8 protein-coding genes are annotated in these 12,272 nt (G+C 71.4%); 5 read left to right on the top strand and 3 right to left on the bottom strand.

Annotated features, from left to right (window positions below):
• Positions 1–33 precede the first annotated feature (33 nt).
• Entirely contained in the window at positions 34–2,259 is a 2,226-nt protein-coding gene (gene recD2 / locus JQN83_RS06160) for an SF1B family DNA helicase RecD2 (protein ID WP_208566067.1), read from the top strand.
• 102 nt (positions 2,260–2,361) lie between these two features.
• Here the strand turns inward: recD2 and JQN83_RS06155 are convergent, their stop codons facing one another.
• A complete protein-coding gene (locus tag JQN83_RS06155) occupies positions 2,362–3,960 on the bottom strand; it encodes an arabinofuranosidase catalytic domain-containing protein (protein ID WP_208566066.1) in 1,599 nt (532 codons plus the stop codon).
• Between the two features lie 192 nt (positions 3,961–4,152).
• Positions 4,153–5,985, bottom strand: coding sequence for an RICIN domain-containing protein (locus tag JQN83_RS06150; RefSeq protein WP_208566065.1), 1,833 nt, complete (start codon positions 5,983–5,985; stop codon positions 4,153–4,155).
• Positions 5,986–6,289: 304 nt separating this feature from the next.
• Here JQN83_RS06150 and JQN83_RS06145 point away from each other — a divergent pair, with 304 nt between their 5' ends.
• From JQN83_RS06145 to JQN83_RS06130, 4 genes are all read left to right on the top strand, one after another.
• Positions 6,290–7,516: a sugar ABC transporter substrate-binding protein gene (locus tag JQN83_RS06145; RefSeq protein WP_208566064.1), complete on the top strand. Its 1,227-nt coding sequence runs from the start codon at positions 6,290–6,292 to the stop codon at positions 7,514–7,516.
• A 96-nt stretch (positions 7,517–7,612) separates the two neighbouring features.
• Positions 7,613–8,524: a carbohydrate ABC transporter permease gene (locus JQN83_RS06140; RefSeq protein ID WP_208566465.1), complete on the top strand. Its 912-nt coding sequence runs from the start codon at positions 7,613–7,615 to the stop codon at positions 8,522–8,524.
• 68 nt (positions 8,525–8,592) lie between these two features.
• A complete protein-coding gene (locus tag JQN83_RS06135) occupies positions 8,593–9,354 on the top strand; it encodes a carbohydrate ABC transporter permease (RefSeq protein WP_208566464.1) in 762 nt (253 codons plus the stop codon).
• Positions 9,355–9,385: 31 nt separating this feature from the next.
• Positions 9,386–11,107: an amylo-alpha-1,6-glucosidase gene (locus JQN83_RS06130; protein ID WP_208566063.1), complete on the top strand. Its 1,722-nt coding sequence runs from the start codon at positions 9,386–9,388 to the stop codon at positions 11,105–11,107.
• Positions 11,108–11,163: 56 nt separating this feature from the next.
• Here JQN83_RS06130 and JQN83_RS06125 read toward each other — a convergent pair whose 3' ends face one another.
• A complete protein-coding gene (locus tag JQN83_RS06125; protein ID WP_208566062.1) occupies positions 11,164–12,177 on the bottom strand; it encodes a LacI family DNA-binding transcriptional regulator in 1,014 nt (337 codons plus the stop codon).
• Positions 12,178–12,272 lie beyond the last annotated feature (95 nt).

The following is a 12,272-nucleotide window of genomic DNA, read 5'->3' as shown; positions in this document are numbered from 1 at the left end:
TGGGGCGCGTCGGGCACCCGGCACGATGAGGGGGTGACCGCCCCCGCCCGCGCACCGCTCGCCACCCTGGACGCGGTCCTCGAACGGCTGACCTACGTCAACGAGGAGACCGGCTACACCGTCGCCCGGGTCGCCACCGACCGGGGCTCCGACCTGCTGACCGTGGTCGGCGCGTTGCTGGGTGCGCAGCCCGGGGAGAGCCTGCGGCTGTCGGGACGCTGGTCGTCGCACCCGAAGTACGGCCGGCAGTTCGAGGTCGACTCGTACACCACCGTGCTGCCGGCGACCGTCCAGGGCATCCAGCGTTACCTGGGTTCCGGCCTGGTCAAGGGGATCGGGCCGGTGTTCGCCGAGCGGATCGTGGCGCACTTCGGCCTGGACACCCTGCGGATCATCGAGGAGGAGCCGGCCCGGCTGGTCGAGGTCGCCGGCCTGGGGCCGAAACGCACCGCGAAGATCACCGCCGCGTGGGAGGAGCAGAAGGCCATCAAGGAGGTGATGGTCTTCCTCCAGGGCGTCGGGGTGTCCACGTCGCTGGCGGTACGCATCTTCAAGCAGTACGGCGACGCGTCGATCGAGGTGGTGACGAAGGAGCCGTACCGGCTGGCGGCCGACGTGTGGGGCATCGGCTTCAAGACCGCCGACACCATCGCCCAGGCGGTGGGTATCCCGCACGACAGCCCGCAGCGGGTGATGGCGGGCCTGCGGTTCACCCTGTCCGAGGCCACCGACTCGGGCCACTGCTACCTGCCCGCCCCGGCGCTCGTCGCCGACGCCACGACGATCCTCGACGTCCCCGGTGAACTCGTCACCCGCTGCCTGGACGACCTGATCGCCGAGGAGGGCGTGGTCCGGGAGCTGCTGCCCGGCGACGACGGCGAGCCGGTGCCGGCGGTCTACCTGGTGCCGTTCCACCGCGCCGAGCAGTCGCTGGCCACCTCGTTGCTGCGGCTGCTGCACGACCGGGCCGACCGGCTGCCCCACTTCACCGACGTCGACTGGCCCCGGGCGCTGACCTGGCTGCGGGCGGTCACCGGCAACGACCTCGCCCCCGAACAGGAGCACGCCGTCCGGCTGGCGCTCACCTCGAAGGTCGCGGTGCTCACCGGCGGGCCGGGCTGCGGCAAGAGCTTCACCGTGCGGTCCATCGTCGCGCTGGCCGCCGCGAAGAAGGCCCGGATCACCCTGGTCGCGCCGACCGGGCGGGCCGCGAAGCGGTTGTCGGAGCTGACCGGGCACCCCGCCGCCACCGTGCACCGGCTGCTGCAGTTGCGTCCCGGCGGGGAGGCCGTGCACGACCGGGACAACCCGCTCGACGTCGACCTGCTGGTCGTCGACGAGGCGTCCATGCTCGACCTGATCCTGGCCAACAAGCTCGTCAAGGCGGTGCCGCCGGGGGCGCACCTGCTCCTGGTCGGCGACGTCGACCAGTTGCCCAGCGTCGGTGCCGGGGAGGTGCTGCGCGACCTGCTCACCGCGTCGGCGGTCCCCCGGGTGCGGCTGACCCGGGTGTTCCGCCAGGCCGCCCAGTCGGGTGTGATCACCAACGCGCACCGGATCAACGCCGGTCGGCCACCCCTGCTCGACGGGCTGCCGGACTTCTTCCTGTTCGCCTGCGACGACACCGAGGCCACCGCCGCGTTGACCGTCGACGTCGCCTGCACCCGGATCCCCACCCGGTTCGGTCTCGACCCGCGCCGCGACGTGCAGGTCCTCGCCCCCATGCACCGGGGACCGGCCGGTGCCGCCGCCCTCAACACCCTGCTGCAGCAGCGGCTCACCCCGCACCGCGAGGGGCAACCGGAGCGGCGGATGGGCGGGCGGGTCTTCCGTGTCGGCGACAAGGTCACCCAGATCCGCAACAACTACGACAAGGGCCAGTCGGGCGTCTTCAACGGCACCCTCGGCATCGTCACCGCGATCACCCCCGAGGAACAGACCCTCACCGTACGCACCGACGAGGACGAGAACCTCGACTACGAGTTCGACGAGCTTGACGAGTTGGCCCACGCGTACGCGATGACCATCCACCGCTCGCAGGGCTCGGAGTATCCCGCCGTGGTGGTGCCCCTGACCACCAGCGCCTGGATGATGCTGCAACGCAACCTGCTCTACACCGCCGTCACCCGGGCCCGGCAACTCGTCGTCCTGGTCGGTTCCCGTCGTGCGCTGGCCGCCGCCGTGCGTACGGTCGGCGCGGGCCGCCGCCACACCGCGCTGGACCACCGCCTCGGCGGGCCGACCGGGCAGCGGGGGTGACCCGCCCTCCGGTCCCTCGGCGCGGGCACGGTGACCCGCCCGCCGGTCACCGTGCGGGACGGTGACGGGCGGGCGGGACCGGTCAGGCGGCGGGTACCGGGGTCAGCGGTAGCCGGCGGCGGTGATGTTGGCCTGTACCGCGTTCTCGGTGGCGTCCGACGGGTAGCCGGCGACCATCGCGCCCTCGTAGAACGTGCCGGCGCTGAGGTTCGCGCCACCGTCGGGCTTGCAGCAGTCGCCGCCGCTGCCCAGGATGATCGCGCCCTGCTTCTTCATCGGGCTGTAGCCGGGCGGCAGCGACCCGTCGTAGAGGGTGTAGAGGCTGCCGGACTGGGCGTCGCTGCCCTTGATGGCGAAGCGCGAGGTGCCGTTGTTCTTCAGGGTGGCGGTGACGAACTTGCTGGTGAAGGCCCGCTGGTTCGGGTTCCAGGAGCTGCTGCCGCCGGGGAACAGGCCCCACTCCAGGTCGGCCTGCACCCACGGGCCGGAGCCGGAGCAGCCGCCGAACCAGCACTGCTTGCTGAAGTTGATCGCGTCCATCGCCCCGGCGGCGTCGGCCTTGCGGGTGGTCTCGCTGTTGCCGTAGTCGAAGCAGCAGCCGTTGTTGACGTGGGTGCCGCTGGTGACCATGTACATGCCCTCGGGCGCGGCACCGGTCGGCACCCCGGTCAGGTGACCGTCGCGCCAGTAGCTGTTGCCCGGGTTGATGTAGAGCGAGTACGCCTTGGCACCGCCCACCGTCAGCGACTCCGAGGTCGCGACCGCCGGCCGGCTCTGCGGCGACCCGGGAACCACGCTGGAGCCCTGGTACCACAGGTCGTTGCCGCGACCGGACTGGTCGAACACGACGGTCACCACGCAGGTGGTGCCGGTGCAGAAGGAGTCCTGCGTGGCGGCGTTGGCGGTGCCGCCGGTGCCGGTCAGCCCGATGTTGCGGGTGGTGTTGTCCGAGGAGCGGCGTACCTGGTAGAGGTTGCCGGTGTACGCGGCGTAGAGCGCCCGGGTGGTGCTGTGCGCGGCCACGCAGGGGGTGCCACCGGCGGCGTAGATGTCACACGGCAGGGCGCCTGCGGGCGGGGGAGTGGTCGGCGGCGGCGTGGTCGGCGGGGTGGTGGTGGGCGGGGTGGTCGGCGAGGTCCACTGCTGGTTGGCCTGACCGTTGCAGGTCCACAGCAGGATCTTGGTGCCGTTGGCGGTGCCGTTGCCGTTCGCGTCCAGGCACAGGCCGGACTGCACGCCGACGATGGTGCCGTTGGCGTTGACGTTCCACTGCTGGTTGGTCTGACCGTTGCAGTCCCAGATGATCGCCGCCGTGCCGGCGGTGGTGCCCCGGCCGGAGGCGTCCAGGCACTTGTTGCCGTACACCGTGAGCTGGCGGCTGGTCGTCCAGGTCCAGGTCTGTCCGGCACCACCCTGGCAGTCCCACAGCTGGGTCTGGGTGCCGTTGGTGGTGCTGGCGTTGGGGACCTCGAGGCAGCGCCCGGAGGCGGTGCCGACGATCCGGGTGCTCTGCCCCGGCTCGATGGCGGCCAGCGCGGGCGCGGCGGCGGCCTCGGCGACCGGCGAGGTGACGCCGGGCACGGCCCCGGCGACGACGAGGACGCCGGCCAGCGCACCGACCAGCATGGTCAGCCGGTGTCGGCGGCGGTGGGGGAGGGGATCGCGGACCGGTCCTGATCCGCTCGGGGACGGGGTACGCACGAGGCGGCTCCTTGGTTCGTCGGCGGCGCGGCCCTGGCGGACCCGCCCTCGGGTGGTGGTGGCGAATCGGTTCGGGACCCCCTCAGGATCACCAAAAGAACGATAGAAATCAATTCGTTGGATCGTCTGTGGTGGGGTGGGGTCGACGTCCGCGCGACCGGGTGCCGGTCGACCGGCACCCGACCGTCGCTCCTACCGGCCCCAGAGCCGCCAGGTCTGGTTGAGCGGGCTGCTCTGGCCCACCGGCTTGCAGGTCCACTGCAGGATCCGCGCCTGGGCGGCGGTGGAGACCCCGTTGACGTCGACGCACTTGTTGCTGTGCCGGGCGACGAGCTGGTAGTCGTGGGGGTCGTTGCCCCCGTAGGTCACCCGGCGCAGGGTGAACTGCTGGCTGGTGCCGTTCTGGCAGGTCCACTGCTGCACGGCCGCGCCGTCGGCGGTGGACGCCCCGCTGACGTCCAGGCACTTGCCGCTCTGCTGGTTGACCACGGTGTACGTGTCGGCCACCCCGGCGACCGGGCGGAAGTTCCACAGCTGCTGGTCGCCGCCCTCGCAGGGGAACTGCTGCTGGGGGTTGCCGTCGGCGGTGCCCAGGCCGGTGTTGTCCAGGCACTGCTGGGAGTGCTGGGCCACCGCGACCGAGGTGAAGCCGGTCTCCGTGGGCGGCAGCACGGTGACGGTGTACGTGTCGTTCTGGTTGCCGTACGGCAGGGTCACCGAGGCGGCGTTGTTGGTCAGCGTGAGTACGGTGTTCGACACCGTGACCGGCCCCTGCACCGCGCCGCCGTTGTTGTAGGGGATGCGTTGGGTGAGCACCCGCACCTGGTTGTTCTGCACGATGCCGCTGGTGGCGTCCAGCCGTTGCAGGTTGACGGTCAGGTTGCCGGTGGTCCGGCCGCCGCCGACCAGTACCCTCGCCGCCCCGGGCGTCCGGGTGGCGAAGGCGTCGTAGGACTGGCTGGGGGTCACCGCGACGATCTGTCCGGTCTGCGCGGCGTAGTAGCGGTAGACCCACCACTCGCCCTTGGGCTGGTGCTGGCCGGCGGCGTTGCGGACCAGCAGGTTGCCCAGATCGTTGTGCAGGTTGCCGGCGCTGGCCCAGTTCGCCCGCAGGCCGTCCGCGCGGGCCCGCTCCAGCCTGGCGACGTACCAGGCCCCGTCCGCCGGGTTCTGCTCGTTGGACGCGCCGTACTCGTTGATCTGGTAGGGCCGTGGGTGGGCGATGCCGCGCGCGTCGAGGGTGGCGTTGGCGGCGGCGACGTTGGCGACCGGGTCGCCGGGCAGCGAGTGCCAGCTGACGATGTCCGGCACCGTGTTGGTGGAGCGGACGAAGTCGAGGTACTGGTTCCAGAAGGCGTGGTTGGTCGACGGCACGCAGGCGCAGCTCGGCCCGACGATGAGCTGGGTGGGGAACTCGGCCCGCAGCCGCTGGTAGGTGCGTCGCCACAGTTCGAGGTACTGGGAGATCGGGCGGTTCCAGAAGATGGTGATGTTGGGTTCGTTCCAGATGTCCCACTGCACGGTCAGCCCGGCCGCCCGGACGTCGCCGATGAGCCGGGTCAGGAAGTTGTCGTAGTCGGTCCAGTTGCCGTTGTCACCGGGGAATCGGGAGATCCCCGCGCCGTCGGCGCCCCACAGGTCGTGCGGCAGGATGATGAACTGACCGCCCAGGGCGGCGGTCCGGCGGGCCTGGGCGAGGGTGGAGTTCCACCGGCGGTCGTAGTTGCCGCCGACCCAACCGCTGCCGGGCAACTGCGCGCCACCGGCCCGCATGTACTGGAACTTGACGTCGCGGTAGAAGTGGTCGGCCGGGCCGCTGGCGTTCTCGGTCATGCCGTAGATCCAGCCGGAGGCGCGGTAGGCCGGCGTGCCGTCGGTGGCAGAGAAGTTGACGCTGATCGATTCATCGGCGGCCTGGGCCGGGGTGGTGGCGACAGTGCTGGCAGCGACGGCGAGTAGGCCGACGGCGATCCGGGTGGCGATCATGCGGACTCGTCCGGGCCGGCTGCGGGACGGGGTGTTCACGGCGACTCCTTGGTGGGGCGCGGGGACGCTCTCCGGAGGGCTTCGCTAGCGAATCGATTCGCAGGGATCGTAGGACGAGACTGTGAAGGATGTCAATGAAATGACAGGGCGATGAAGTCGGTGTTTCCGCCGATGATCCTGTTTCTGGGCAACCCCTCTTGACCGGGTCGCATCGACGGCTCTATCTTCGTGCGAACCGAAGTGTCGAATCGATTCGCCTCATGATCGGGCCGCGCCCCACCCGCGCGGTGGTCACCGCGCCCACCCGCCACCTCCTGACGTCCCACCAGAATTGAGGCAGCAGATGACAGCAACCAGCCGTCGGCGGTGCCTGGCCGCCGCCGTCGCCACCCTCGTCGCATTGGCCGGCGGTGCCTGCTCGTCCGCCGACGAACCCTCGGGCGGCGGCAGTTACCTGGTCTGGGACCCGTACCCCCAGTTCGCCGACGACTCCGCCTGGGTCGCGCTGCTCAGGAAGTGCGGCGAGGGGGCCGGGGTGACGGTGGAGCGGACCGGTTACGACACCACCGACCTGACCAACAAGGCCCTGCTCGCCGCCCAGCAGGGCAACTCGCCGGACGTGCTGATCGTGGACAACCCGGTGATCTCGACCCTGGCCGAGGCCGGCGCGCTCACCACCACCGACGAGAACAAGCTGGACGTGACGACCATGGCGGCGAACCTGCTCGCCGCCGGCCAGCGCGAGGGCCGGACCTACGGGGTGCCGATCGGGGCCAACACCCTCGCCCTCTACTACCACAAGGAGGTGCTGGCCGCCGCGGGCGTCGACCCCGCCACCATCACCGACTGGGCCGCGCTGAACAGCGCGTTGACCAAGGTGAAGGCCAAGGGCAAGAAGGGCATCACCTTCTCCGCGATCGGCACCGAGGAGGGCAGCTTCCAGTTCCTGCCCTGGTTCTGGGGGGCCGGCGCCCAACTGACCGCGCTGGACTCGCCGCCGGCGGTCTCCGCGCTCACGCTGTGGGCCGACTGGCTCAGGCAGGGTCACGCCCCCAACTCCGTCATCAACAACACCCAGACCACGAGCTGGCAGGAGTTCGCCACCGGCGACTACGCCTTCGCCGAGAACGGCACCTGGCAGCTGGCCAACGCGGAGAAGCTCGGCTTCGGGTACGGCATCATCGCGATCCCGGCCCGCGCGGGTGGCCCGGCGCCGGCACCCACGGGCGGTGAGTTCGTCTCCGTGCCGGTGCAGCGCGACACCGGCAGGTACGCGACGTCGCGGCAGCTCGTCACCTGTCTGACCAGCGCCGACAACCTCCTCGCCACCGACACCACACTGTCCTACGTCGCGCCCGTCACCGCCGTGCAGGACCGGCAGGTGGCAGCCGATCCGAAGCTCACGGTCTGGGTGGAGGCGGTCCGGGCCGCCAAGGGCCGCACCGGTGACAACCTCGGCACGAGGTATCCGAAGATCTCCGAATCCCTGTGGACCGGGGTGCAGTCGGCGCTCAGCGGGGCGAAGACACCGCAGGAGGCGCTGGCCGCCGCGCAGCGTACCGCCGGATAGTCGGGTCGCGCCGACATCGTGACCGCCACGGGACCCACCGCCTCGCCCCCGACCACCTCGACAGCTGCCGCCACCGCCGGGCGGGGCCGTCGGGGGATGGCCGCCACCGTCCCACCTGGGTACCGCGTGTCCCGGGCGGGACGGTGGTCGGCCTGGGCCTTCCTCGCCCCGGTGACCGGTTACCTGGTCATCTGCTACGCGTACCCGCTCTACCGCAATGTGGAGCTGAGCCTGCGGGAGTACACCGTCCGGTCGTTCGTCCAGGGCGGGGCGCCCTTCGCCGGCCTGGACAACTACCGCACGGCGCTGGCCGATCCGACCTTCGGGCCGGCGCTGACCCACACCCTGGTCTTCACCGTGGCCTCGCTGGTGCTCCAGTTCACCATCGGGATGGCGCTGGCCCTCTTCTTCCATCAGCACTTCCCGCTGTCCCGGACGCTGCGGGCGGTGATCCTGGTGCCCTGGCTGCTGCCGTTGATCGTCTCGGCGTCCACCTGGTCGTGGCTGCTCAACAGCGACGCGGGCCTGGTCAACGCGGCGCTCGGGGTGGTGGGGGTGGACCCGGTCCACTGGCTCACCTCGCCCCGCTGGTCGCTCGTCTCGGTGATCATCGCGAACGTCTGGATCGGTGTCCCGTTCAACCTGGTGGTGCTGCACAGCGGCCTCCAGGCGATCCCGGCCGAGCTGTACGAGGCGTCGGCCCTCGACGGGGCGACCGGCTGGCAACGGTTCCGGTCGATCACCTTCCCGCTGCTGCGCCCCGTCTCCGCGATCACCCTGCTGCTGGGCCTGATCTACACGCTGAAGGTCTTCGACCTCATCTGGATCATGACCAGGGGTGGCCCGGCCGACTCCTCCACCACCCTGGCCACCTGGTCCTACCGGCTCGGCTTCGGTAACCTGCTGCCCCGGTTCGGCCCCGGCGCGGCCGTCGGCAACCTGCTCATCGTGCTGGCCCTGCTCGCCGGGCTCGGCTACCTGCGGCGGCAACGGAGGCAGCAGTCGTGACCACCACCACCGCCCCGACGCGCCGCACCTGGTGGAAGACCGGCATCGGCCTGGTGCTGACCGGGCTGATGCTCTTCCCCGTCTACTGGATGATCAACGTGTCGTTCACCAGGGACCGGGACATGCGGGCCAGCCCACCGCACCTGTTCCCCGTCGACGGCACCGTCGAGGGCTACCGCGCGGTGTTCGACCAGCAACTGCCGTACCTCGGCACCAGCTTCCTGGTCGGACTCGGGACAGTGGCGCTGACCGTGGCGCTGTCCGCCCCCGCCGGCTACGCGTTGGCGAAGCTCCGGCCGCCGGGCGGCCGGGCGCTCAGCTTCCTGCTGCTGACCGCGCAGATGATCCCGGGCATCATCATGGCGATGGGCTTCTACGCCAGTTACCTCGAACTCGGCATCCTCAACACCTTGCCGGGCCTGATCCTGGCCGACTCGACCCTGGCGGTGCCGTTCGGCGTGCTGATCTTCACGGCCTTCATGTCCGGTGTCCCCGACGAGTTGCTCCAGGCCGCCGTGGTCGACGGCGCCGGTCGGCTGCGTACCTTCTGGTCGGTCGTGTTGCCGTTGAGCCGCAACGCGGTCGTCACGGTGTCGCTGTTCGCGTTCCTCTGGGCCTGGTCGGACTTCGTCTTCGCCTCGACGCTGGCCGGCGGTGGCGGGCACCAGCCGATCACCCTGGGTATCTACCGCTACATCGGCAACAACAACCAACAGTGGAACGCCATCATGGCCACCGCCGTCGTCGCCTCGGTCCCCGCCGCCGTGCTGCTGGTCCTGGCCCAGCGGTACGTCTCGACCGGGATCACCGCCGGCGCGGTCAAGGACTGACCACCCGAAGCACAGAAGGGCGTCACCAGCCATGACCGTCGCACCGTCCGGTCCGGAGTTCTCCATCCAGGACATCCCGTTCAGCTACCGCGGCTCGTGGCTCAACATCTCCCCGGTGGTGGCCGAGAAGACGTACGCCGACGATCTGCACCTGGTCTCCCACCAGACCGGGCTGCACCCGGTGCTCCGCCTCGCCCCGACCGCCGCCAGCACGGTCGTGGCCACGCCCACCCTGCTCACCTGGCGCAGCGGCACGGGCCTGGTCGAGGCCGGCTACGAGGGGCCGGACACCCTACGGCTGCGGGGCCGAGGGCTCGGACTGCGGATCGCCGCCGCAGCCGGGACCCTCACCCCGTTCAGCGGCACCTACCTCTACCGCGACCCGGTCGACGGGTCGGCTGTGTTCACCTCGTACGAGACGGGCCGCCGCTACCGGGTCACCGTGTTGTCCGGCCCGCCGGGCGGGCTCGGGGGAGCGGAGGCACTCGGCACCGCCGACCGCTGGCTGCACCTGCCCGCCGACCAGCCCTGGGAGATCGCGATCGAGGAGTACCGCACGGCCCGCCGCCCCTATGTCCGGTCCGGCACGTTCGACCAGCTGTGCCGCGACCGCGGCGTCGAGTTCGCCGCGTTCGTCGACGCGGTCGCGCCCTGGCGCGGTGTCGACACCCCCGCCGCCGAGCTGGCCGCGTACGTGCTGTGGTCGGCCACCGTCGAGCCGGCGGGTTTCGTCACCCGGCCGGCCGTGCTGATGTCCAAGCACTGGATGGACAAGGTGTGGAGCTGGGACCACTGCTTCAACGCGATCGCCCTGGCGTCCGGCGAGCCGGAGCTTGCCTGGCACCAGTTCCAGCTGCCCTTCGACCATCAGGACGCCGCCGGTGCCCTGCCGGACTCGGTCACCCACTCGGAGGTGCTGCACAACTACGTCAAGCCACCCGTGCACGGGTGGGCCCTGCGGCAGCTGCGCCGCCGGCTGCCCACGCCGCCGGACCGGGCGGAACTGGCCCGGACGTACGACCGGTTGGGTCGGTGGACCCGGTTCTGGCTGGACGCCCGCCGCGCCCCCGGCCACGACCTGCCGCACTACCAGCACGGTAACGACAGTGGCTGGGACAACGCCACCACCTTCGACCACGACCGGGTGCTGGAGACCGCCGACCTCGCCGCCTTCCTGGTCAGCCAACTGCGCTGCCTGGCCGACCTCGCCACCGAGCTGGGTGAGCCCGCCGACCGGTGGTCCGCCGAGGCCGACCGGGTACGCGCCGCCCTGCTGCGGGACCTGTGGGACGGCGAGCGTTTCACCGCCCGCAGCCCGCACACCGGTCGGCGACGGGCCAGCCGCAGCCTGCTCGACCTGTTGCCCGTCACCCTCGGCGACGACCTCCCCGAGCCGGTCACCCGGGTGCTGGCCCGGCGGGTCGAGGCCCACCTGACCACCCATGGGCTGGCCACCGAACCGACGGACTCGGCCCACTACCTCGCCGACGGCTACTGGCGTGGCCCGATCTGGGCCCCCTCCACGGTGCTGGTGGAGGACGGCCTGCGCCGGGCCGGGCACACCGTGCTCGCCGACGAGATCAGCCGGCGATTCCTGGTGCTGTGCGAGAAGTCCGGCTTCGCGGAGAACTTCGACGCCGAGACCGGCGCGGGGCTGCGCGACCGCGCGTACACCTGGACGGCCAGCAGCTACCTCATCCTCGCCGCCGCCCAGCAGGGGCGCACCGGGTCACCGGTGGGGCCGACCCGGTGAACGTCGTGCCGCCGCCCACCCGGTGGTGGCACGTCGCCGTCCCGGGCCGGGGCGGGTCAGCGGGTCCGGGCCGGGCCGGTGCTCTCGCGCAACGAGATGGGCGGCGCGTAGAGCCGGTGGCGGGGGGTGCCGCCGGGTGTGGCGATCAGCTCCAGCAGCAGCGACACCGCCTCGGCGCCCATGTCCCGGGTCGGCACGTCGGCGGCGGTCAACGGGGGGCGGAAATCCTCCGCCCAGTGCTGGGCGGCCACGCCGGTGACGGAGAAGTCACCCGGCACCGACAGGCCGGCGGCGTGCAATGCGCGCTGCATCCCGGGCAGTGCCGCCTCGTTGATGGTGGCCACCGCCGTGACCTGCGGATGCGTCGCCAGCAGCTGCGTCATGCCCGCCTCGCCCGAGGCGGTGTCGTCGCCGCAGCAGACGTCGATGCCGGTCAGGCCCCGCTCGGCGGTGGCCGCCCGGAAGCCGGCCAGGGCACGGTGGCTCGGGCCGTAACCCGCCGCGACCAGTTCGGCGGAGCGGTTCACCAGAGCCACCTGCCGGTGCCCCAGGTCGGCCAGGTGGTGCACGCAACGGGAGATCAGGGCCGCGTAGTCGACGTCGATCCAGCTCATCCCGTGCGGCTCGGCCGTCCGACCGATCGTCACGAACGGCACACCGGCCGTCGCCAGCCGGGTCACCCGGTCGTCGGTCAGCCGGATCTCCATCAGCACCACCCCGTCCACCCGCCGCCCGGTGACGATCCGCTCGAACGACCGGTCGTGGTCGCCGCCGGACGGGGACAGCAGCACGTCCAGGTCGTGTCGGGCCGCCGCCTCGACGACGCTGGCGACGAAGCCCAGCTGCATGTCGGTCAGACGCTGGTTGGCCGGGGGGATCACCAGCCCGAGGGTGCGGGTGCGTCCCTCCTTCAACGCGCGGGCGCTGGCGTTCGGCCGGTAGCCCAGCTCGTCGATGACCGCCTGGATCCGTTGCCGGGTCGTCGCCGACACGGCCCGCTTCCCGCTCAACACATAGGACACGGTGCTGCGGGACACTCCGGCCCGCCGGGCGATCTCCCCGATGTTCATGCCCGCCCTCAAGCCGAATTCCGCCACCGACGCGGGAATGCGCCGTGTTTGCCGTGGAGCATAACCGCCCCGCAATTCCCCATCGGGGCAGGAAC

Origin of the sequence: Micromonospora antibiotica, from assembly GCF_017599305.1 — a bacterium.
Lineage (GTDB): Bacteria > Actinomycetota > Actinomycetes > Mycobacteriales > Micromonosporaceae > Micromonospora > Micromonospora antibiotica.
Note: the sequence above shows the minus strand (reverse complement) of the source record. Positions and strands in the feature narration are given on the sequence as shown.

Bases quoted from the DNA above. Each gene is read 5' to 3' on its own strand.
- JQN83_RS06145 (WP_208566064.1), top strand. From the start codon at position 6,290: ATGACAGCAACCAGCCGTCGGCGGTGCCTGGCCGCCGCCGTCGCCACC.
- JQN83_RS06135 (WP_208566464.1), top strand. From the start codon at position 8,593: ATGCTCTTCCCCGTCTACTGGATGATCAACGTGTCGTTCACCAGGGAC.
- JQN83_RS06125 (WP_208566062.1), bottom strand. From the start codon at position 12,177: ATGAACATCGGGGAGATCGCCCGGCGGGCCGGAGTGTCCCGCAGCACC.
- JQN83_RS06140 (WP_208566465.1), top strand. From the start codon at position 7,613: ATGGCCGCCACCGTCCCACCTGGGTACCGCGTGTCCCGGGCGGGACGG.
- JQN83_RS06130 (WP_208566063.1), top strand. From the start codon at position 9,386: ATGACCGTCGCACCGTCCGGTCCGGAGTTCTCCATCCAGGACATCCCG.